The 20,826-nt window shown below is 34.7% G+C and carries 24 protein-coding genes and 1 pseudogene; 10 read left to right on the top strand and 15 right to left on the bottom strand.

Annotated features, from left to right (window positions below; translation table 11 throughout):
- Positions 1-94: 94 nt before the first annotated feature.
- From FHP05_RS06405 to FHP05_RS06395, 4 genes are all read right to left on the bottom strand, one after another.
- Positions 95-1,786: a cbb3-type cytochrome c oxidase subunit I gene (locus FHP05_RS06405; protein WP_147666419.1), complete on the bottom strand. Its 1,692-nt coding sequence runs from the start codon at positions 1,784-1,786 to the stop codon at positions 95-97.
- Between the two features lie 25 nt (positions 1,787-1,811).
- Complete coding sequence (locus tag FHP05_RS06400) at positions 1,812-2,279, bottom strand: cytochrome c oxidase subunit II (protein ID WP_147666418.1); 468 nt, start codon at positions 2,277-2,279, stop codon at positions 1,812-1,814.
- Positions 2,280-2,292: 13 nt separating this feature from the next.
- Positions 2,293-2,430, bottom strand: a complete 138-nt coding sequence (locus FHP05_RS15310) for a hypothetical protein (protein WP_191126272.1) — start codon at positions 2,428-2,430, stop codon at positions 2,293-2,295.
- A 372-nt stretch (positions 2,431-2,802) separates the two neighbouring features.
- Complete coding sequence (locus FHP05_RS06395) at positions 2,803-3,042, bottom strand: DUF2249 domain-containing protein (protein WP_147666417.1); 240 nt, start codon at positions 3,040-3,042, stop codon at positions 2,803-2,805.
- Positions 3,043-3,321: 279 nt separating this feature from the next.
- Between FHP05_RS06395 and FHP05_RS06390 the strand changes: the two genes are divergently transcribed.
- The 4 genes from FHP05_RS06390 to FHP05_RS06375 are packed head-to-tail and all read left to right on the top strand — an operon-like array spanning position 3,322 to position 5,364.
- Positions 3,322-3,567 (top strand): DUF2249 domain-containing protein, encoded by a 246-nt coding sequence (locus FHP05_RS06390; RefSeq protein ID WP_147666416.1) that lies wholly within the window; start codon positions 3,322-3,324, stop codon positions 3,565-3,567.
- 1 nt (position 3,568) lies between these two features.
- Positions 3,569-3,787: a DUF2249 domain-containing protein gene (locus tag FHP05_RS06385; RefSeq protein ID WP_147666415.1), complete on the top strand. Its 219-nt coding sequence runs from the start codon at positions 3,569-3,571 to the stop codon at positions 3,785-3,787.
- 4 nt (positions 3,788-3,791) lie between these two features.
- The gene (locus tag FHP05_RS06380) at positions 3,792-5,036 is read left to right on the top strand and encodes a heme-copper oxidase family protein (protein ID WP_147666414.1); all 1,245 of its coding nucleotides are present in this window, start codon (positions 3,792-3,794) and stop codon (positions 5,034-5,036) included.
- Positions 5,037-5,064: 28 nt separating this feature from the next.
- Positions 5,065-5,364 carry a metal-sulfur cluster assembly factor gene (locus tag FHP05_RS06375; RefSeq protein ID WP_147666413.1) on the top strand — a complete coding sequence of 100 codons (300 nt, stop codon included), beginning with the start codon at positions 5,065-5,067 and terminating at the stop codon, positions 5,362-5,364.
- Between the two features lie 63 nt (positions 5,365-5,427).
- On the opposite strand, the gene FHP05_RS06370 is transcribed toward FHP05_RS06375, so the two are convergent.
- Entirely contained in the window at positions 5,428-6,603 is a 1,176-nt protein-coding gene (locus tag FHP05_RS06370) for a TIGR04053 family radical SAM/SPASM domain-containing protein (protein WP_147666412.1), read from the bottom strand.
- Positions 6,604-6,875: 272 nt separating this feature from the next.
- Here FHP05_RS06370 and FHP05_RS06365 point away from each other — a divergent pair, with 272 nt between their 5' ends.
- A complete protein-coding gene (locus FHP05_RS06365; RefSeq protein WP_147666411.1) occupies positions 6,876-7,574 on the top strand; it encodes a Crp/Fnr family transcriptional regulator in 699 nt (232 codons plus the stop codon).
- A 233-nt stretch (positions 7,575-7,807) separates the two neighbouring features.
- On the opposite strand, the gene FHP05_RS06360 is transcribed toward FHP05_RS06365, so the two are convergent.
- The 4 genes from FHP05_RS06360 to FHP05_RS06345 form a co-directional block, all read right to left on the bottom strand.
- The gene (locus FHP05_RS06360) at positions 7,808-8,281 is read right to left on the bottom strand and encodes a DUF3278 domain-containing protein (protein ID WP_147666410.1); all 474 of its coding nucleotides are present in this window, start codon (positions 8,279-8,281) and stop codon (positions 7,808-7,810) included.
- Positions 8,282-8,286: 5 nt separating this feature from the next.
- Positions 8,287-8,478, bottom strand: a complete 192-nt coding sequence (locus tag FHP05_RS06355; RefSeq protein WP_147666409.1) for a helix-turn-helix transcriptional regulator — start codon at positions 8,476-8,478, stop codon at positions 8,287-8,289.
- A gap of 687 nt (positions 8,479-9,165) precedes the next feature.
- Positions 9,166-9,453, bottom strand: a complete 288-nt coding sequence (locus FHP05_RS06350) for a hypothetical protein (RefSeq protein ID WP_230973942.1) — start codon at positions 9,451-9,453, stop codon at positions 9,166-9,168.
- Positions 9,454-9,529: 76 nt separating this feature from the next.
- On the bottom strand, positions 9,530-11,323 hold the full coding sequence (locus tag FHP05_RS06345) for an SEC-C domain-containing protein (protein WP_191126271.1): 1,794 nt from the start codon (positions 11,321-11,323) through the stop codon (positions 9,530-9,532).
- A 282-nt stretch (positions 11,324-11,605) separates the two neighbouring features.
- Between FHP05_RS06345 and FHP05_RS06340 the strand changes: the two genes are divergently transcribed.
- Complete coding sequence (locus FHP05_RS06340; RefSeq protein WP_191126270.1) at positions 11,606-11,758, top strand: hypothetical protein; 153 nt, start codon at positions 11,606-11,608, stop codon at positions 11,756-11,758.
- 64 nt (positions 11,759-11,822) lie between these two features.
- Here FHP05_RS06340 and FHP05_RS06335 read toward each other — a convergent pair whose 3' ends face one another.
- Positions 11,823-12,449 carry a YktB family protein gene (locus FHP05_RS06335; RefSeq protein WP_147666406.1) on the bottom strand — a complete coding sequence of 209 codons (627 nt, stop codon included), beginning with the start codon at positions 12,447-12,449 and terminating at the stop codon, positions 11,823-11,825.
- 233 nt (positions 12,450-12,682) lie between these two features.
- Between FHP05_RS06335 and FHP05_RS06330 the strand changes: the two genes are divergently transcribed.
- The 4 genes from FHP05_RS06330 to FHP05_RS06315 all read left to right on the top strand — a co-directional run bounded on the left by FHP05_RS06330 (position 12,683) and on the right by FHP05_RS06315 (position 17,480).
- On the top strand, positions 12,683-13,507 hold the full coding sequence (locus tag FHP05_RS06330) for a gluconate 2-dehydrogenase subunit 3 family protein (RefSeq protein ID WP_147666405.1): 825 nt from the start codon (positions 12,683-12,685) through the stop codon (positions 13,505-13,507).
- Positions 13,508-13,532: 25 nt separating this feature from the next.
- On the top strand, positions 13,533-15,284 hold the full coding sequence (locus FHP05_RS06325) for a GMC family oxidoreductase (RefSeq protein WP_147666404.1): 1,752 nt from the start codon (positions 13,533-13,535) through the stop codon (positions 15,282-15,284).
- Positions 15,285-15,397: 113 nt separating this feature from the next.
- The gene (locus FHP05_RS06320) at positions 15,398-15,592 is read left to right on the top strand and encodes a twin-arginine translocase TatA/TatE family subunit (RefSeq protein WP_147666403.1); all 195 of its coding nucleotides are present in this window, start codon (positions 15,398-15,400) and stop codon (positions 15,590-15,592) included.
- Between the two features lie 931 nt (positions 15,593-16,523).
- Positions 16,524-17,480 (top strand): tRNA dihydrouridine synthase, encoded by a 957-nt coding sequence (locus tag FHP05_RS06315; RefSeq protein ID WP_147666402.1) that lies wholly within the window; start codon positions 16,524-16,526, stop codon positions 17,478-17,480.
- Between the two features lie 196 nt (positions 17,481-17,676).
- Here FHP05_RS06315 and FHP05_RS06310 read toward each other — a convergent pair whose 3' ends face one another.
- The 5 genes and pseudogenes from FHP05_RS06310 to FHP05_RS15750 form a co-directional block, all read right to left on the bottom strand.
- Positions 17,677-18,732, bottom strand: coding sequence for a hypothetical protein (locus FHP05_RS06310; protein WP_147666401.1), 1,056 nt, complete (start codon positions 18,730-18,732; stop codon positions 17,677-17,679).
- Positions 18,729-19,037, bottom strand: a complete 309-nt coding sequence (locus FHP05_RS06305) for a hypothetical protein (protein ID WP_147666400.1) — start codon at positions 19,035-19,037, stop codon at positions 18,729-18,731. The genes FHP05_RS06310 and FHP05_RS06305 overlap by 4 nt, the downstream gene beginning before the upstream one ends.
- 189 nt (positions 19,038-19,226) lie before the next feature.
- On the bottom strand, positions 19,227-19,451 hold the full coding sequence (locus FHP05_RS06300; protein ID WP_147666399.1) for a hypothetical protein: 225 nt from the start codon (positions 19,449-19,451) through the stop codon (positions 19,227-19,229).
- The gene (locus tag FHP05_RS06295) at positions 19,451-20,155 is read right to left on the bottom strand and encodes a DUF4176 domain-containing protein (RefSeq protein WP_147666398.1); all 705 of its coding nucleotides are present in this window, start codon (positions 20,153-20,155) and stop codon (positions 19,451-19,453) included. Before FHP05_RS06295 ends, FHP05_RS06300 begins: the two co-directional genes overlap by 1 nt.
- A gap of 456 nt (positions 20,156-20,611) precedes the next feature.
- Positions 20,612-20,824, bottom strand: a pseudogene (locus FHP05_RS15750) (ATP-binding cassette domain-containing protein); the annotation flags it as partial.
- Between the last annotated feature and the right edge of the window lie 2 nt (positions 20,825-20,826).

Raw genomic sequence — 20,826 nt, 5'->3', positions numbered from 1 at the left:
CATAACTTGTATGAGCATAATCTGCCTATAATCCAACTTTTATATAAAAAAGGAAAGGAGACAGCCATTTATGTTGGCTATCTCCAGTAAATGGCTACCATGTTTTAAATGGTGGTGATCCCGGTGGCGCATTCATCACTAAGTCAACAAGTGGAATAACATATCCCATAGAGATAACAGCAATCATAAGCACAATCCAAACACTCCAACGTTCTGTCCATTTTGGTGTTGGTGCTGCGTCATCCTCTACCTCTGCAACAGGGAATTCTGTTTCTCCTTTTGGTGCCTTAAACATTAAGTGGAATACGATACATACAACCATTACAACAGAAACAAGTAATAGTGTTCCACCGACTGCTACCAAGATTAAATATGGATCCCATCCAAGGGCTTGTGCACTTTCATTATAGGTTGTAAATGATGTTCTACGTGGTGCTCCGAATAAACCTACAGTGTGCATTGCTCCAGACATAAATGCCATACCTACAGTCCATAAAACAACTTGCCATATAGCTAATTTGTTTACTAGCGGTGTCATCACACGTTTTGATAGGTGTGGTACAAGCCAGTAAGCAATTCCAAAGAATGTCAGTGCTACAGATACTCCAACTGTTAAGTGGAAGTGTCCTGTAATAAATAGTGTATTATGAACAACTTGGTTTAATTGGAAGTTTGTTTGCGCAATTCCACCTGCTCCGGCAGGAATAAATGTAGCCATTGCAATAAATGGTGCTAGGAAGCGAACATCTTTCCATGGTAATTTCTTAAACCAACCTAATAGACCTTTTCCACCTTTTTTTCTTCCTGCGCGTTCAAACATTGCAAACATCGCAAAAGCTGTCATTAAAGAAGGGAAACCAATAGATAAACTCATGAATACGTGCATGAATTTAAGCCCTTCTGAAAAACCAGGGTCAACAATTTGGTGGTGGAATCCACCTGGTACGTTTAAAACAACAAGTAAAAATACAACTGCACGTGCTAATGTATCACTAAATTGACGACCACCGATAATTCTTGGTACTGCTACATACCAAGCAGATACGGCTGTTAAATACCATACGTTTACAAGTGTATGACCAAAACTCCAGAATAATGTTCTACTTAACATTACATTAACTGTGTCTGTCCATCCAAAAGCCCAAGGTATTAATGTTAGTACTTCATATGTTACTCCTAATGTACCAACAAATAATAATATGAAAATACCTGTGGCGAAATAGGAGAATAATGGTACGTGTTGTCCTTTGTTTCTTTTACGCCAATTCGCTACGTTGATAAATACACCAAATGCAGCAACCCATATACCTAAAACAACAAATACTAATCCAATATAAAACCACGGTGATGCTGCCATTGGTGGGTAGAATGTATAAAGAACAGATGCTTCACCAATCAATATTTGAGATGCTACAACGACTGTTCCGATAACAATTAATGTAAAGGAGATCCATCCCATTTTTCTTACTTTAGGAAGTAAGCCACCTAATGTATGGGAGACCCCTGCATAAAGATACCCAATTAAAAATGCTCCAGTAAAAATGAGAATTAATAATATCCCGTGTGTTGTCAGTGTTTGATAGTAGTCAAACCATGCTGGCATAGTAATTACACCTGCACGTTCTAACCCTTGAAGAAGTCCTAAAAATCCACCGATCAATAATGCTACAAATGAAACAGCAAAAAATGTTAATGATAATTTCGCGTCTTTCGGATTTGTACCTAAAAACTTCATTGTTCTTTCACTTGTCTTCTGAACAAATGATTGATTTACTGCCGATTCCATATAAATCCTCCTCCCTTAAATTCCTTTATTTCACAGTAACGGTTGCACTCATCAACTGGTGGCCAGTTCCACAATACTCATTACATAAAATTAAATATTCTCCAGGCTCATCAAATTTCTGTGTAATAGTTTGAATATGACCTGGTGGGACCATCGCATTTACGTTTGTATCGACAATTTGAACTCCATGCACAACATCTTTTGATGTCATTTTAAAATGAACAGTTGAACCTGCTGGAATTTCAATCTCACCTGGATCAAAGCTAAAGGCCTGTAGCGTCATCACAACCTCATATTCCTTGTCTCCAACTTCGAAAACTCCCGGATTGTCAAATGGCGCTGTCTCATCAACTTTTTGTGGATCAATGACTTCCTTTCCACTTGGAGGACCCATTCCTAAAGCAAATGCTTGATACCCGGTAATGACCATCGACCCTACTATAATAACAACAGCAAAGATAAGCCATATTTCTTCAAAACGATGCATCTTCATTATTTTCTCCCCCTTATACTCTAATCATATAGAAATAAAATAAAAGAACGATAAAGAACAAAATACCGCCGCCTACAAAAACAATCGTTGAAAATAACGCTCCTTTTAAAGAGTTTTCCTCTTGAATGTCTTTGGTATTTGATTGTTTCATGAAATTGACCCCCTGTTCCCTTATTTTCTAATTCCATCTTCAGTGTAGTAGATATTCATTTAAGATTTAGTGAACTTTATCACTGAAAGAGTGTGATTTATAGCAAAGTGTTCATCTTTTGTTCACAAAAATATATTTCAAAAGTAATTTTTAAATATATTTTATTTCTGAAATACTACTCTATAAAGTATATTTGGATACATAGTTTCTATTATTTACTTTAAATATATAGTTTTTGATTATTTCAGCCCATGACTTAAGTCACGAATCATACTGCAGAAAAATAATAAAGAAAAATTTAATTATTCTCTAAAAAAACAGTCGAATAAAAAAAGCCAAGCGAATGATCGTTTGGCTTTTTTCAGGTTTGTATTATTTTTTTCCAATTGCTATTCTCCATAATGTTGGACCATCTTCTAAGTATTCCCAGCTGAACTGGTCTTTTCTTTCCATCATGAATTGATAATGAAGAGGTTTTGGGTCATGATCATTTGATAATTCCATGAATTGTCCAGAAGTCATTCCGTCGAATTCATCGAAAATATGTTGGTGGCGAAATCTCGGCTCTATATTTGGTGCATGAATTTTTACTGCGTATTCTACATTTTCCATTTTATTGCCTCCTTCATCGTGATTAACTTCATTATAAATGGCAACAAGTTTATTTAATGTGAGCTACCTCACATTATATTTGTGATTTTGTACATCATTTTAACTATTATTATCAAGATATTACAGCTAATTTCTATTTAAACGGCGACAGCATTAACAACATATTATATAGGAAAGAATTAGACTATCTCGATTAGTGATTTGCATCACAACATTAGTAATTGAAAATGATTATCATAGAGAATAGTAGTTCCATTAAATTCATACCGGGGTGATGAAATGAATAAGAATGAAAACATTCTAGAATTAGATGTCCGAGAAGATCTTCGTTTAAAAAAGGAACCGTTCGACAAAATCATGGGAGCCGTGAAGCAATTAGAGGTGGGGCAAGCTTTTATTCTACATGCTCCATTTAATCCTATTCCTTTACATGCCGTTTTAAAAAGAAAAGGGTTCACACATGAATCAGAGAAGATAGAACGAAAGCATTGGAAAGTCATTTATCGAAAAAAGGAGAGTAAATAAAATGAAGACAATTGATAATCGTGGTTTAGAGCCACCTGCACCAATGATGCGTACATTAAAAACATTAGAGAAAATGGAAAACGGAGATACAATGGCCATTATTAATGATCGGCGTCCAATGTTTTTATACGAGGAATTAGACGAGCGAGGATACTTGCATGAAACGGAACCATTAGAAGATGGAAGTTATAAAATTACCATAACAAAGAATGGTGAGTAAAATGATGCCAGGAATGACGATGAAATCTGAAACAAATATAAAACTTCCGTTATCTTTTATCATATTTGGAATCATAGCATTTGTCGTCGCCCAATCAACCCTATTTTTTGGTCATGACTTTATCGCTAATGGCCAATTCCGAGTTCCACCGATTTGGTCTGGTTCCCACTTCCTACTATTAGGATTCGCTGTCATGATTGCTATGGGTGCGATGTATCAATTAGTACCAGTTGCTTTTCTAACACCTATTTGGAATGAAAAGTTTGGAGCTGTTCAATTTATCGTTACAGCTCTGGGAATCACATCATTTGCAATCCTACTAGGAGTTCATGCTTCATATGCTATTTATGGTGGGGCCATTGCAATTATTGGTATTCTCATGTTTTTGTTCCAGATGTTAAAAACATTACAAGCCCAATCAAAGAAAAATGTCATGTCCTATTTTGTAATAGGTGCATTGAGTGCACTTTTTCTTGCAATCATTGCTGGATTTACTTTAGCATGGAATTTTTCTTTTACACCTTTTGTCAGTCAGGATCCGATGCTTTTTACACATATTACTTTAGGTGTTGCGGGATGGTTTACTTTACTAATCTTCGGTTTCTCTTATAAATTAGTCCCGATGTTTAGTCTATCCCATGGATTTTCCATGAAATGGGCAAAACCCGCCTTTCTAACATATGTTATTGGGCTTGTTTTATTGATTGGGTCGTATTGGTTAGAGACTCACTCTATTCAAACTGTTGGATGGATTTTATTATGTGGCGGGTTTACCTTCTTTGGACTAGATGTTCGTGAAATCCTAACAAAACGATTACGTAGAAAATTAGATAAACCCTTTGCATTTGCTGTATTTGCCATTGGGATTGGATTTTTCGTTCATCTTATAGCAGCAATTCTAAGCATTGCACAAGTGAAGAGTCCAACAGTGTGGAGTTGGGTTGTTTTCTTCTATATTATGGGGTGGGTCATAGCAAGTATCTTAGGTTATTTATATAAAATTATCCCATTTTTATGGTGGACATATAAATATTCAGAGAGAATTGGAAAAGAGAAAGTACCCACATTAAAAGAAATGATTAATGAGAAAGCAAGTGTTATTCTTTTCACACTATTTATCATCAGTATTATTGGATTAACCATAGGTGGTTTATATAGCATTGGCATAGTAGTCTTTCTATTTCAAGGATTACTCACCATTACATCTGTTTTATATGCTATATCCGTCTTAAAAATATTCTTTATCTAAACATTAATTCGAGGAAAGGAGTTTTCACATGTCTCTTCTTGGAAGTGTAAAAGCAGCATTATTTGAAGTAATTGATCCCGAATTAGGGATTAATATTGTGGATCTTGGGTTAATTTATGATGTACAAGTCGAAGGTAATCATGCAAAAATAACGATGACACTAACCACACCGGGATGTCCATTACATGACAGTATTACAAATGGTGTCAAATTCAGAGTCAACCAACTGAAAGGAATCGATGATGTCACAGTAGATTTAGTATGGGAACCAGCTTGGAGCCCAGATAAAATGAGTGAACGTGCGAAAGAGAAACTACATTTCGGTTGATTCCATTAAAAAAAGTCGTTTCTGTTTTTATCAGGAACGGCTTTTTTTATGGATAATTTTATTTTAAATGGACTTTCTTGCTGCTTTTTGCTGTTCACGCATTGCTTTCGGAATATAGACACAGTATGGTTCACTTTCCATGTAATCTCCTGTGACATTGTATGCTCTGGAGCGTGAACCACCACATACATGGCGAAATTCACAAATTCCGCATTTTCCTTTATATTTATCAGGATTCCGTAAGTTTTTAAATACTTCTGATTCACGGTAAATTTCAGCTAATGGGGTTTGACGAACATTCCCCGCCTTAATTGGTAACAAACCACTCGGATAAACATCCCCGGTATGAGAAATAAAGACAAATCCATTTCCATCATTGACCCCTTTAGGTGCACGACCTAAACCATCAATTTGCCCTGTCTTTCCATGCATTAAAGCATCCTCATAAAAAATATGATTCTTATCACTAAGCGCCTTGTCCTCTCTCATTTTACTTTGAATAACAACACGGCGATAATGCTGCGCTGCTGTTGTTTTAATATCGAATGGAACACGTTTGGATAACTGATACAGCCAGCGTAGAACTCGTTCATGTTCTGCAGGTGAAATCATGTCATCTAATTTTCCCCTTCCAGTTGGAACAAGGAAGAAGACACTCCATAATACGCAATCTAAATTTTCTACCATCTCTGCCATTTCGTCTAGATATTCGTAATTATACTTTGAAATTACAGTGTTAATTTGTAATGGCATTTCTAATTCATGTAAATATTTAATTGCCCGCATCGTTAAATCAAACGAACCAGTAGTTCCACGGAAATGATCATGAATTTCCGCATTATGACCATCAATACTAAAAGCCCATCTTGCTAAACCGATATCTTTTGCTTTTTGCATTGCCTCTTTCGTTACATTTGGTGTAGCAGAAGGAGTCATAGAAACTCTTACACCTTTATCAATAGCATATTTTGCAATATCAAATACATCAGGTCTCTCAAGTGGATCCCCACCTGTGAAAACGAGCATCGGATTATCCATTTCATAAATATCATCGATTAATGCTTTTCCTTCTTCAAAGTCTAATTCTAATGGATGCCGATGATATTGAGCCTCTGCTCGACAATGTAAACATTTCAATTGACATGCTCTCGTTAATTCCCATATTACAATAAATGGATTTTGGTTATAATCACGATTAAACACGATAGTCCCTCCACTTTTTTTTAGCCATAATTTCATTTTAGTGGAGTAATTTTAAAATATCAGTGACTTTTATCACTTCGTTATTAAAGTTTGCTCATAAAGTGGTATGATAATGGTAGCAATATATCATCATTCCGAATTTATAAAGAAGACTAAAGTTCAGATAAAGTTTTTACTCCACTTGAACCTTAGTCGCACTTTTTTCGAAGCTTGACGTAACTTATCCTAGAGGGGGCGGGATAAGTTACGCCGCAAAAATAAATGACTCATATCGTGCTGATGTAAAATGAAAGAAGAGGGGTTTTCTTATGAATAAGCAAATGGTCGAAGGATTGTTACGTAAATTTGACATTTTTAAGGACTTATCTGATATAGAAATGGAACCAATTATAGAATTGACTAAATATCGTACACAGCCAAAGGGGACGCACGTTTTCTTTCAAGATGACCCAATGACAAACATATATTTTATCAACTGGGGAAAGGTCAAAATTTATAAAACAGATTTTAATGGAAAAGAACAAATTATGAATATACTGAAAGCTGGAGATATGTTCCCACATCAAGGTTTTTTCAATAAAGATGCAAATTACCCAGCACATGCTGTTGTTTATGAAGAAACAATGCTTGCTTATATCCCTATTGAAGATTTTAGAAAATTATTAATTACACAGCCCGATATATGTATGAAACTTCTACAAGTTTTAAGTGTATTAATTGCCGACTTACAGACACGTCTCGGGGAGAAAATTATGAACGATACACGAGAGCAAATTATAAAATTATTGCTTCGCCTCACACAATCTCATGGAGAGAAACTTGATGGAGGAAAAATTGTACTTACTACTCCCTTTACAAATCAAGAACTTGCAAATATGATTGGATCAAGCCGTGAATCCGTAAGTAGAACTTTATCTAATTTAAGAAAGAATAAAATGGTTTTAAATGATAAAGATGGCCATATTGTCATTGACTTTCCAAAATTGCATGAGGAAATTATATATTAGCTACATTGGTAAAAAAGCAGTAGGAAGTAACAATCCCACTGCTTTTTTAATAAAAATACATTTTGGGTAAATCCCCTTCATGTTAGAAATGATACAATTCCGTAACTATTGCTAGTACGAACTGAATTTGATAATTGGGTCCTAGTTCTTCCTGCAACCTAGTTTTTTATTGTTTCATTCTATTATATTTCGTATTAGCTGAATTTGTGCAAGCACATCCGTTTTATAAAAATTCAATCATCTAATAAATCCTTGTTTTTCTTATAGGAACGTTTTAATGAAATATAGCTAATAAGAAAATAGAAGATTGTTCCTAATATAGCAGGACCTACAATATCTAAAATCTCTTCTAAATTTGAAGGTATTCCCGATGAAATTCCTAACACCAAGAGAAATGTTGCACCAAATATCAATCCATTTCGACCGATACTCCTAACCTCTCTCTTATATCTTTTTTCAGTAACAACATCCGAATATTCAATTCCAGACAATATATAGCGGATAAATATATATAGAACATTTGAAATGGCAATTATAAAAGCAAAAAAACTAAAATCACCAATTTCCAATTGCAACCAGGTATTATTAATAAATGCAAACAAAATCAATAGAGTTACACTGATAAATGTTCCTTCTGCCATAAAATACAGGATCCGCGTCCGTTTATATTCATCATCTGGTAAAAATACATTTAAAAAAGATTTCATCCCTATCATTCCTCCCAAAATAAATCATCTAATGTTTTTCCTAATTCCTTTGCTAGGGAAAGACATAGTTGCAAACTTGGATTATACTTCCCTTTTTCAATTAATCCAATCGTCTGTCTTGTCACTTTTACCCTTGCTGCAAGTTGTTCTTGTGTTAAACCTCTTTCTGCTCTTGCGACTTTTATTTTATTTACCAAAATATCACCCACTAATTAAATGACACATATATATTACCTAATGTTAATTATATATTACCTAATGTTAATTATATATTACATTAGGTACCAAAAAAGTGCAATATAAATATTGCATTTTAATTCGTAATTTGAAAGTTAGGGTATGAAGATAATTAATACCAATATATTAAATCGAATACAAAGAATAAAGCGTAGGCATATCCTCTCCTGTTTTCACGCATTTCTGAAAGCCCCATGACAACTCAAGTTGCTGATGCAAAAAAAACGTTGTAAATGGGATTATTTAATCATTACTAGTTATTGGAGAATATAGTGACAGTGTGATTGAAATAACGGAAAACACAATTTATAGTAATATAATCGATGATGTATCCCCATATCTATTTTTTCATATGGTTTGCGATTCATTTTAGTTCGAAGTATGGCAACATGTAACTCCTACCTAAAGAGATAGGAGTATTAGGATTGCCTTAAAGATAAAACACATGATTAATGAAACTCTATTCCATATATACTTCTTTCAAGTTCAGAATGTGAATTGGTGACTGTGTTAATCCTTGTACTTCAGATATCGGGGTTTCCGCGGATTTATCAGGATTTGAACGCTGATATTGGAATTTTCAGCGATTTATCGGGATTTGGGCGCACCAAAAAGCCACCCAAGATACTTCTGGGGTGGCTTTCCATTCAGACTTCCTCTAATTTTTTAATGATCATATTTCGTAGTTTTCTTTGGCACTTCAATTGATATGCAGGAAGACGCAATTTCTTTTCATTGAATTTTCCAATCAACTGGCGAACGTCTTTATCATGAATAATGATGTTTCTAAATTCCTCGTGTTGTAAATAGTTTTGAAACCAATCTTGTTTCTTTAAGTGTCTTATATTCTTTCCAATTTCTTCTTCATCGACTTTTAAAAACGGCAAGTAAACAAATAGATTGAATATATCTAATAAAATTCCTGCAATTCCCAAAGATAACCTCTCCTAGAAAAACATGCTTACTAGGTATACGGTCATTGTGTTAGAAAGGTTTCACCAACAAAGACATTTAATTTTTTATTCCATCTACAAATTCCAATACATCATCAAAAGATGTTTCTTCATATTTTTGTTCTAACCATTTCAAAAATGCTTTGACTGTGCTTATAAAGTCGCGTCTTGCTGTCTTCGTACAATCAGGATTTAACGTAAAGTAATCATCCATTATTACTTCTCTCCAAATATCAACATTACATTGTTCCCAACTGATTACAGACTTTCCTGCTAATATTTCTCTTAAGTCTGATAGGCTATTACGATACTTTCGGATAGTTGATTCAGACTTTCCTACTGCTTTTTCTTTGTAAAAATGAAGCATGTCTGTAACATAAAATGTATCAGCAGATTGAGGTGTAAAACCTAAGTCCTCTAAAAATGGAATGTCATCTTCTAGTACTTGACTCTCTGTCTTTTCTGGTTCGATATCTTCATAGTTTGATTTTCGTTTGTCCCCACCTGTTACAAATGGAGATAAAGAAAGTCCTAATTCTTTACGAACCGTGTTAAAGTCAGCTGTAATCTCAACCATTCCAAATTGATGTAGAATGGTATGATACATCATATATTCTGCTTGTTTCAACCATGTTAGAGCATCATCTTCTCTATCGTTCTTCACTAATTGACGAATAGATAGATGGTCAAACATCGGTACCGGAACGTCTATTTCATGATCCAGTTCCTGTTGTGCATATAGAGCGAAATAACGTGGTGTATCTTGTTCGATGGAGACAACCATATTTTTCACACGTAAACCAACTGTTGTCACTTCTTCTTCCTTTTCATCTATGAACTCTAGTTCTTGCTCTATTCCAAGCAACATGTCTTTCATTTCATTTACACGTGCTTTATCCATACTATGAATTTGGAGTTGGTTATTCGTTAATGTAATTGTCCCGTACACATCAACAACTTTAACTGGCTTTTCTAATTCACTATCTGTATATGCGCGCCAATTTCCATACCAACTAAGTTTTTTCTCATTTTCATTCCACTTATCAATATGCAGTTGGTCTTGATTTCGTAAATGTTCATTAACATTTGTTTCATTTTCAACGTGATAGGAAAGCGTATATTCCAAATGGGTTCCCGCTTCATCTTCTGATTTTTCCTTTAGTAATATGGTTAATATTTCTGGAAAGAATTCCATCAATATTTGTTCATAACTTTGTTTTGTTTCTAACTGGTATTCTTTTACTTTCTCTATTGCTTCATACATTGTTTCTGGTCCGATAATCGGACGAAGACCTTGGAAAAAAAACTGCCCTTGAAATTTATGAATCATGCTTAATGTACTAAGCCATGGACTAAACTGTGGCATGTTTTCTTTATCATTTGACATTGGAAATTGTTCATTTGTTAGCATATCTTCAAACACAAATACATCACTCGTTTTATCAACCAATTGTAATAGACGAGGTGGTATTAATGTCCAACTTTCCGCCAATTCCCTTTCATCATCAGTTAGACGTTTTTCGTTTTCATTATAAAACCACTCTATTCCACGCAATCCATTTTCAAATCGATAGAAGTAATATAACCAATTTCTAAAAAAGCTTTGTTCAATATCTTTGGAAAGTGTACGATTGGTCCTTTTCGTAAATTGAGATTGTAATTGAATACTTTCGCTATATGTAATCTTCTCAAAAATAAAATTATGCAATTGATTTACAAGTACTTGTTGTGTTTGATAATATTGATCTCTTTGATGCTGTACAAGTTGTAAAGATTCTTCCTTTTTCAAACAACATTTCTTATATTTTTTCCCACTTCCACATGGACATGGGTCATTTCTGTTAACTTTCACTTCATTCACCTACTTATAAAATTTAAAACTATGATTTCACACATACTCCCTTATTGTATCAAATTACTTTCTATTATAAAATGGGATGCCAAAATAATGGTCCTAGAGACCTATCACAATAATCTATTTTCTTTAATAGCTAAATAAAAAGCTGTATGTTTTAATACACTTTGGTAAAATATGAGAAAAGAGAATCTGCTAGGATGAACATATTTTCGTAGAGAGGTATCTTTGAATCTCTGGTATGTTTATATAAATCCAAACCATAAGAGGTGCCAAATCATGGGAATACTTATTGTCTTTATTTTAATCGTCTTTTTATTTGATTTTACGAAATTTCGCAAGCAAAACAACACAATCATTGAACAAAATGAACAAATAATTGCTTTATTAGAGAAAATTAAAAATGACACAGACACAAATAAATCTTCCTAACCATTATAACAGAACAGAAAGAAGCATGTTTGAAGAAATTCTTCGAACATGCTTTTCGTTATTTCTATCCCATCTCTCGTAATGACATTTTAAATACTGGAATCAGTGTATCAAAGATAGCTTTTATCTCATTCAGAAACTTCTCTCCATCTTGTAAAATAGGATTATTTGCTTGAAATTGCTTTCCAATTAATAGTTCCGCACTCTTTACATTTGAAAATCGTTCAAGCTTTTCTTTTAAGTCTACTTTTCCAATTTGTTCATCTGATTTTTTCATATGATTCATTGAAAAATCATAATCACTCGGGATATGTTCTTCAAGCATGTCCTGTTCATCTATAAATATGTTGGCAAATTCTTTTTTGTTTGGTAGCTCATAGATATAGGCTAGCCAAACAAAAACACGATCATCCCATAGACCTACCTGAAAATGCGGATGTTTCTTGTATCCTCTTTTGTTATAACTAAAAGCCACCCATGTATCGTTTGGTGGATTAACTGTTCTTCTTGCATGTTTTGCGATATGTACATACATTTCTTGCCCAATATCCTCTGATAGATAATGGGCCAACACATCACCGATTGCTTTGAACTTTGGTTGAATATTTTCACGGATTGCTTCCATTCTTTCTTCTAAACCATCTATCTGAAAAGTATCAAAATCTTTTTGTTCAAAACCAGTAAATTCCATTGAACACACCTCATTTATTTTGATAGTTGTAAACAAACTCTTCTATCGAATTTTCTTTATTTTCCGTATGGACATATTTTAACACGATACAGGCAAAATAAAAAATACAGGATTTCATCAATCATCTCTATTGTTTCCATTTGATATCTTTTTTAGATGTCCCCTACTTATAATTCATAATTTCGGTAAACCTGGGAAATATATGGATAAGTAACTTTTTAGGAGGGTGAGTGATGGTTAATAAAGATGAAGAGTCTCTAAGTAGACGTCATTTTCTTAAAAATACAGGATTGGTTGCTGGTGGTGTTGTTGGTGGTTCTCTATTAGGTGGACTTATAACAAATCAATTTCAGACAAAGGAAAGCACACCCACAAAGGAAAAAAGAGACCATACACAGCAAACATTACAAGAAGCACGCATGTTCTTTAGTCGTGAAGAAGACTTTAACACTTTAAAAGCAGCAACAGAACGTATTTTCCCTGAAGATGATCATGGACCAGGTGCCATTAAATTGAGTGTACCTTATTTCATTGATAAACAACTAGCTGGATCTTGGGGGACAAACGCAAAGGCATATATGAAAGACCCGTTTTTACAAAATAAACAAACACATGAATATCAACGCAAGGATAGTGAACAGAATAAATCAGGTCCGAACACATCTACCCAAGCACCAACCCCCACACCTAGATACCAATCTAGGCAAAATCGGGGCGAGATATTTTTACAGGGATTACGAAAAATGGATCAGGTAAGTAAGGAAAAATTTGATAAAAGTTTTATTGATTTGGAAGAAAAACAGCAAAATGAAATTTTACAAGCATTTGAAAATAATGAAATAGAAATGAAAGGTGTTTCTTCCCAGACCTTCTTCAACCTACTTCGCCAAACTACATTAGAAGGGGTATATGCTGACCCACTCTATGGAGGAAATAAGAATATGATGGGCTGGAAGATGAAGGAATATCCTGGACCACGAATGGCTTATATTAATGAAATTGATAGTGAAGATTTTATTGTCATGGAACCACAAAGTTTAAGAGAATATCAGGGATGAATGTAATGAAATTGGAGGTAGTATAATGGCAAAGAAATTAGATAAAGTAGATGTTGTCGTTGTAGGTACAGGATGGGCAGGTGGAATAGTATCTGCTGAACTAGCAAAAGCCGGAAAAAAAGTAGTTGCACTAGAACGAGGAGAAAAGAAAGTTCTTTCAGATTATACCGGTGTTAAAGATGAGCTTCGTTTTACAAACCGATATGAAATGATGCAAAATTTAAAACATGAAACTGTTACCTCTCGTAATACACCGGATGACGTTGCATTACCAGTCCGAACTAGAGATGAGATGATGGCTGGAACAGATTTAGGTGGTGGTAGTGTTCATTGGGCTGGATCGACTTACCGTTATTTACCATATGATTTTGAAATCTATAGTAAAACGGTTGAAAGATATGGAAAGGATAAAATACCCGATGGCATGACCATTCAAGATTGGGGGATTACTTATGATGAAATGGAAAAATATTATGATCGATTTGAGAAAACAGCGGGATTATCAGGTGAACCTGATCCACTTGGACCCAAACGCTCTAGTGAAAAATTTCCAACACCACCACTGAAAGAAACACCACCAATTCGATTATTTAAAGAAGCAGCAACAAACCTAGGCTATCATCCTTATCAAGTAACAGCTGGGAACTTATCTGAGAAATATGAGAATCCAGATGGTGAGGTTATAAATCAATGTCAATATTGTGCATTCTGTACCCATTATGGTTGTGATTTTGGTGCGAAATCTGATGCACTTGTTACTGTTATTCCTACTGCAGAAAAGACTGGTAACTTCGAATTAAGAACCGAGTCATATGTAAGACGAGTCCTACATAATGGTAAGAAAGCCACCGGGGTCATGTATGTTGATACAAGAACAGGACAGGAATATGAACAACCAGCCGATGTCGTTGTATTATCTGCCTTTACCTTTACAAATAACCGCCTTTTAATGCTATCTGACATCGGACAACCATATGACCCGAAAACAAGAAAAGGTGTCATCGGGAAGAATTTCAATGGACAATTTAACATTACATTTCTTGGAGCGAGAGGATTTTTCAAGGATAAGAAATTCAATCTCTACATGGGAGCGGGGGCATTAGGAGGAACGATGCGAGATTTTGCAGGAGACAATTTCGACCATTCTAAGTTAGACTTTATTAATGGTGGTGCAATTGAATTAAGACAGTATGGAGATGGAGCAATAGCAAGTAACCATGTGCCAAAAGGGACACCTAGGTGGGGGAAAGAGTTTAAAAAGAACTCTTTATTCTATGCAAATCGAACTCTACAATTATGGTACACTCCAGCTATCATGTCCTGGTGGCATAATTACCTTGATTTAGATCCAACATATAAAGATGATTTCAACGATCCCCTTCTTCGTGTAACAAATAAGTATACGGATCAAGACAGGAATATTGCCAAATTCGGTGTAGAAAAATGTAAAGAAATTATGGAAGAAATGGGTGCAGATATTGTAGATGAGGATGATATTCCAGAAGAGTTCGACCATATCTATCAAGGTGGACATTATGCTGGAGGAGTAATTATGGGTGATAATCCAGAAACATCGGCCGTCAATAACTATTTACAAATGTGGGATATGGATAATCTATTTGTCGTTGGAGCATCTGCATTCCCCCATTTTGGTGGACATCATCCAACAGCAACTGTTGGAGCCTTGGCCTACCGTGCTTCAGAAGGAATTCAAAAATATCTTGAAAACGGTGGACAAATAGTAAAAAGAAATGAAAAACATAAACATGTTGGTTAAGGATTACAAAACTTTTTTGAAGGAACTTCTTATTTGTTGCTATACAGAATAAATGAATATAATTAGGTTACACTATCCATACACTAATCAACTAAAATAAGAAGGTGAACTTAATGGGATTAGCTAATATTGGAATTCCTGGATTAATTCTTATTTTCGCATTGGCACTGATTATCTTCGGACCAAGAAAACTACCGGAAATAGGAAAGGCGGCTGGACAAACATTACATGAATTTAAAAAGTCTGCAAATGATTTAATAAGTGATCCTGATAAAGAGGCGGAGAATAACAAAATCTCTCATGACTAATGCATGAGAGATTTTATTATAAAAGCTAAAAATACAAATGAAGCCATTATAACCCGCTATTTGAACGGTTCCCATCAAGCAATCGTTGTTAATGCCGCTTTTTGTGTATGAAATAATTTACTTAGGTTATCTTCTTTTTGTTTTATACTATTTTTCTTGTCTTTTTATGTAGCTAATCATTCTGGTGATTCACCTAAGTTTTTTCCATACATACTGTCACAGAGAACAAAAGGGCATGCTTAGGCATAGATTTATGAAAAGTGGTATTGAAAATTATCCTTTTCTAGTCGTAGTTGGTTTTATATTTACGCTGCCTATTACGGAATTCATATATTCAAGGAGATATAAGTAAAAGTATACCCATATTTGATTCTGGTACATATTATAGTTATATTTGACACTCAACCTTAAGATGGTAAATTCAGTAATAATAATTTACTGTACACTCAATCGCTTACATTTCTTTTACTCTTCCTTCACCAAATACATACAAGGAAACATAAGTCACACCATTTTAAATTTAGCGAAGGATACACTGAAAAGGATCTTTTTCTCATAGCCGACTAAAAGGATGGATGGAACGATTCCAAGGAGTAACACCTAAGTAATTGGGCAACTATCTTTATTGGTTCTGTTGACTTGAAATAAGAAAGAATTTATCATTTGATAAACGAGTAAGAGACATTATTTTTTATAACTTTATTAGTGCCCTTTCTTTCAGTCGTTTTTCGTTGCACTTTTCAATGGTAAACATTAAAGTAAATATTGGTTAAGTTTAATAGATGAAATGTCGCTCATTTTGATAAGAGCTTAGGGCTGTTATTGATTATCATTAATAATGGCTAATTAAATAGTGTTTAAATATCGTGTATACATTTTGTTTAAAGGGTATACACGAATAAACCTATAATGAAAGGATTTAAGGATGAAAATGAAAGACAATTTTTGGTGTGATTTACCACGACCGTTTTTTATACTTGCACCAATGGAAGATGTGACAGATGTTGTTTTTCGCCATGTCGTGAGTGAAGCGGCCAGACCTGATGTGTTTTTTACAGAATTTACAAATACAGAGAGTTATTGTCATCCAGAAGGGGAATTTAGTGTACGTGGGCGTCTAACTTTTACAGAAGATGAACAACCAATTGTGGCTCATATATGGGGAGATAAGCCTGAATACTTTAGGAAAATGAGTATTGGGATGGCGAAAGAAGGCTTTCGAGGGATAGATATCAATATGGGCTGTCCTGCACATAATGTGGCACCGAAAGGAAAAGGATGTGGTCTCATTCGGCGACCGGATGTAGCGGCAGAAATCATAGACGCAGCAAAAGCAGGAGGATTGCCCGTCAGTGTAAAGACAAGACTTGGTTATGAAAATATAGAAGAATGGCGTGACTGGCTAAGACATGTATTTGAACAAGACATCGTTAATCTATCTATTCATTTACGTACAAAAAAAGAAATGAGTAAAGTAGATGCGCATTGGGAACTAATTCCTGAGATTAAAAAATTACGTGATGAAGTCGCCCCAGATACCCTATTGACAATTAATGGTGACATCCCTGATCGGCAAACAGGATTAAAACTTGCCGAGAAATATGGTGTAGATGGTGTGATGATTGGACGAGGTATCTTTAAAAATCCATTTGCCTTTGAAAAAGAGCCGAAAGAACATAGTTATAAGGAATTGCTTGATCTCTTAAGATTGCATCTGGAACTTTTTGATAAATATTCAAAATTAGAGCCACGTTTATTTAAACCACTTCGCCGCTTTTTTAAGATATATGTTAAAGAGTTTAGAGGAGCGGGTAAGTTAAGGAATGATTTGATGACGACAGAGTCAACAGATGAGGTACGCGCATTGTTAGATGAATTTGAGTATTAGAGTACTAGGTGCATGAACGATTCGGAATTGTTTGTGTACCTGGTACTCTTTTTAATCCGACTATAACCATATCTATTTCATCGGGCATTATTTTATAATCATTATTATAATGAACTTATGAAGGAGAGAAAAGTGGTGATGGCGATAGCTACATGCGAATTATTAATTGTTAGAATTAAATGACAAGGATGGTGTTTTATTTTGCAAAAATGTGAGGAATCCCATACGTAATGGGGGAATTAAAGCCTACTGATGCAGTAACTCCTTTTTCTTCTCTTCCAGCCTGAGACCACAGGTACAAAGAAGTCAACTCATAACCTGCGACATACATAATACCTTCATCTTCGGCTGCATCGAAAACAGATTGCCCGATGCTTTCCACAACACTCATCGGATCACTGATGATATGTTTCATTGTTTGCTTGTAGGTTTCCACTCGATCATTGGCGGCCTGTTTCAATCCTTCTGGCTCTATTATATCAGGAATGATATCGGAAAGGACAACAATTCCTGCATCAAGGACAAGTATTAATAGGCCTTTTGCGATTTCATATAAACCAACGGCAAGTCCTTTCACAAGGCCCCATACTTTTTCTGAGCCCCACTCAACTACATCCCATACACCTTCGAAAAAGTCTGTATATTTGTCCTTTACATTTGCGGCTTTATCATTGTATTCATCATCAACATTTTCAAATCTTTTCACCTTGGAGGTGTAGAGATCCCATAGTTCATCCATCTTATATTCGAGGTTGTTTTTTGTTTGTTGGATGTCTTGCCTAATATTTTCTATCTTTGCTTGATTTATCCGACTTGCTTCTTTTTCTGCGTCTGTTGGGTCATCTAAAAAATTAAAGATAGAAGTAGGAGAATCATACGTTTTCATAAATGCTTTGGGTACGTTGTTAGAAATTCCACCATCCATTTGCTTTAAATTAAACCATATATCATTCCTATCAACCCGCATCATCGCGTTTCTAGAAATCGGGGAAATATACGCCGTTGTGTCGGCTACATAGTTTTCAAATAAGGATAAGAGATCACTGACTTGGGCTTGGTAATCTTTTATTTTCTCTTTAGAACCGGTGATTCTTTCATCCCAAGCATCAATACTTTCCCCTTTATACGTTTGAATATAAGTGGAAACATCTGTGAGCGACTCTTCCATTGTTTCAAGGTTATTTTCGTATTTTCGGAGTTGCTCGATAATTTCATCTAAAACACCATAATTTATTTGCAGATCTCGTTTCATGATGAGCCACTTCCGATTTTCGCACTAATTTCCTCATCTACTTCCTTCATATTGTTAAGTAGTGCTTTCCCACTTTGATGGATAGCATTCAATTGGTCAATTAAATCACTATTCATATCGTCATTCATGTTAGCCAGTAGTGCATCTACCTTATCTATAAAGTCCGAATTAAAAGCTTTTAATCTATCTCTCGTATGAGAACGAAATGACGTCGTATAACTTGTAAATTCTTCTATACTACTATCTAATCGGTCTAATGTTGATTCAAGATCCGCTATATCGAGTTTAATTTCTGATTTTGCCAATCCTATACACATCCCTTCCTTATATAAAACTTCAATCAAGGGAAAATCTAAGTATACCGCCCATTACACCACCTAAGCTGATAATTTCAGCTTGAATTTCCGTGTATGTCATAAGCAATAATCTTGGGTTTCCATACACTTCTAATGAAGAATTTCTCCTGACCCACTTATAGAGTTAGCTCTATGAATCTATCTGAAATGAGTAGATTGAATGTCATTAATTAGCCGATTTAATTCGGTAATCATTTCATTAACAATCTCCCTCATTTCTTCTTCAACAGAGGCATTTTCTAAGTCCATTTGTTCAAAGTTTTGCTGAATTTCTCTACATGCATCTTGTAAATTATTAATAATTCCGGAATCCCAACCACCGTATAATAGGTTATGGCAAAAATTATAGTCATATAATCCCATTATGATTCACCTACTTTTTTCTTCTCCTTCATTTCTTGCTGGAGTTTTTTCATATCTTGATTCGAAAATTCAATCGAGTTCATATTCTTTTCTACAATAAATTCCTGCTTCATTAAAAAGACAAAAGCATCCTCCATCTCATCTGTATATCCTTGATGAATGACCTTTTTGATTAAAGGGGTTGTAAAATAAATTTGTGATCCTATTTTCACTTCTCCCACTGGGTAGACGACCCCTACATATGGAAAATAGCTATGATAACCCTGTGGAGCGATGAATCTCCCTGTGATCACTACTTTGGAAGGGGATGTGTTTTCTTTGTCGGGTTTAAAATAAGCTGGGTCTAGTTCTACAATAGATCCTAATGGGAGTACTTCCCGTGTAATTTCAATCGTATTCGATAATAACTGAACAAATGTTGTCTCGTCTAAGGAAAAACGTTTATCTAAAAAGGCAATGGTATGTGATGTATCTTCATATGTATAGGAGAGGGTAATGTGTTTCCGATGTAGGTCAAAGGATGTACGTTTTTTGTAAGCATGATAAAGCTGTTGAAATACAGTTTCATCCTCTATAAACTGATTAAAAAAATCCCTTATAGCATGACCATATTTCAAACGGGTTTCCTCTTTTAATGACTGGGTGATTTGATCTACTTTTTGCAAAGCAAGTTTTCGTAACTGATTTTTAAACTCTTCATTCATGAATTTGTATCACTCGCTCTCTTCATTATGCTAAAAACGCGCACTTTTCTATATATAAATATTAATTCCAATTTTATATAATTACAATACTACCTTTTACCTAGTTTTGTACTGGGTATATTTTGCTATTGGCATATGTCTGGATGATTATGTGGAGGGTACAAGTAAAAAAAGGAGTTACAAAATAGGAAAGATGAGAACGATCCATTAGGCTCTGCCGATTCAAAATTATACAACCAGAACTAATCTGGAACAATTTCTCTTAGTATATAAGAAAGCCTCAAGGGAGAGTAAAAAACAAAAAAACAGCTTCCTAGTCTAAATTCTCATATAGCTGTCAATACTAGGTAAAGCATATCATTCGATATGAAAAACAACCCCAACAAAAATTGACCCTAATTTGGCTCCTTTCTGGTATTTTCTCTTCGCTCTCCAAACCAGCCAAACCCTATCGCTTTAACACTTGAGGTGCTTTGCTTCTGAAATATCATGTGTTACATGAATGATTGTCATATTTTCATTTTGATACAAGTCAATAAGTAGCTGACTCATTGACTTTTTTGTATTTTGGTCAAGTGCAGATAGTGGTACATCTAACAACAGCAATTTTGGTTTGAGTAAAATCGCACGTGATAAAGAAACATGTTGACGTTCACCACCACTTAAATTTT

Source organism: Cerasibacillus terrae, assembly GCF_008039555.1.
Taxonomy (GTDB): Bacteria; Bacillota; Bacilli; order Bacillales; family Amphibacillaceae; genus Cerasibacillus; species Cerasibacillus terrae.
Note: the sequence above shows the minus strand (reverse complement) of the source record. Positions and strands in the feature narration are given on the sequence as shown.

What these genes read in the sequence shown, in the direction of transcription:
- FHP05_RS06405 (WP_147666419.1), bottom strand. Translation starts at nt 1,786, where the DNA reads ATGGAATCGGCAGTAAATCAATCATTTGTTCAGAAGACAAGTGAAAGA.
- FHP05_RS06400 (WP_147666418.1), bottom strand. Translation starts at nt 2,279, where the DNA reads ATGAAGATGCATCGTTTTGAAGAAATATGGCTTATCTTTGCTGTTGTT.
- FHP05_RS15310 (WP_191126272.1), bottom strand. Translation starts at nt 2,430, where the DNA reads ATGAAACAATCAAATACCAAAGACATTCAAGAGGAAAACTCTTTAAAA.
- FHP05_RS06395 (WP_147666417.1), bottom strand. Translation starts at nt 3,042, where the DNA reads ATGGAAAATGTAGAATACGCAGTAAAAATTCATGCACCAAATATAGAG.
- FHP05_RS06390 (WP_147666416.1), top strand. Translation starts at nt 3,322, where the DNA reads ATGAATAAGAATGAAAACATTCTAGAATTAGATGTCCGAGAAGATCTT.
- FHP05_RS06385 (WP_147666415.1), top strand. Translation starts at nt 3,569, where the DNA reads ATGAAGACAATTGATAATCGTGGTTTAGAGCCACCTGCACCAATGATG.
- FHP05_RS06380 (WP_147666414.1), top strand. Translation starts at nt 3,792, where the DNA reads ATGCCAGGAATGACGATGAAATCTGAAACAAATATAAAACTTCCGTTA.
- FHP05_RS06375 (WP_147666413.1), top strand. Translation starts at nt 5,065, where the DNA reads ATGTCTCTTCTTGGAAGTGTAAAAGCAGCATTATTTGAAGTAATTGAT.
- FHP05_RS06370 (WP_147666412.1), bottom strand. Translation starts at nt 6,603, where the DNA reads ATGAAATTATGGCTAAAAAAAAGTGGAGGGACTATCGTGTTTAATCGT.
- FHP05_RS06365 (WP_147666411.1), top strand. Translation starts at nt 6,876, where the DNA reads ATGAATAAGCAAATGGTCGAAGGATTGTTACGTAAATTTGACATTTTT.
- FHP05_RS06360 (WP_147666410.1), bottom strand. Translation starts at nt 8,281, where the DNA reads ATGAAATCTTTTTTAAATGTATTTTTACCAGATGATGAATATAAACGG.
- FHP05_RS06340 (WP_191126270.1), top strand. Translation starts at nt 11,606, where the DNA reads ATGGGAATACTTATTGTCTTTATTTTAATCGTCTTTTTATTTGATTTT.
- FHP05_RS06335 (WP_147666406.1), bottom strand. Translation starts at nt 12,449, where the DNA reads ATGGAATTTACTGGTTTTGAACAAAAAGATTTTGATACTTTTCAGATA.
- FHP05_RS06330 (WP_147666405.1), top strand. Translation starts at nt 12,683, where the DNA reads ATGGTTAATAAAGATGAAGAGTCTCTAAGTAGACGTCATTTTCTTAAA.
- FHP05_RS06325 (WP_147666404.1), top strand. Translation starts at nt 13,533, where the DNA reads ATGGCAAAGAAATTAGATAAAGTAGATGTTGTCGTTGTAGGTACAGGA.
- FHP05_RS06320 (WP_147666403.1), top strand. Translation starts at nt 15,398, where the DNA reads ATGGGATTAGCTAATATTGGAATTCCTGGATTAATTCTTATTTTCGCA.
- FHP05_RS06315 (WP_147666402.1), top strand. Translation starts at nt 16,524, where the DNA reads ATGAAAGACAATTTTTGGTGTGATTTACCACGACCGTTTTTTATACTT.
- FHP05_RS06310 (WP_147666401.1), bottom strand. Translation starts at nt 18,732, where the DNA reads ATGAAACGAGATCTGCAAATAAATTATGGTGTTTTAGATGAAATTATC.
- FHP05_RS06300 (WP_147666399.1), bottom strand. Translation starts at nt 19,451, where the DNA reads ATGGGATTATATGACTATAATTTTTGCCATAACCTATTATACGGTGGT.
- FHP05_RS06295 (WP_147666398.1), bottom strand. Translation starts at nt 20,155, where the DNA reads ATGAATGAAGAGTTTAAAAATCAGTTACGAAAACTTGCTTTGCAAAAA.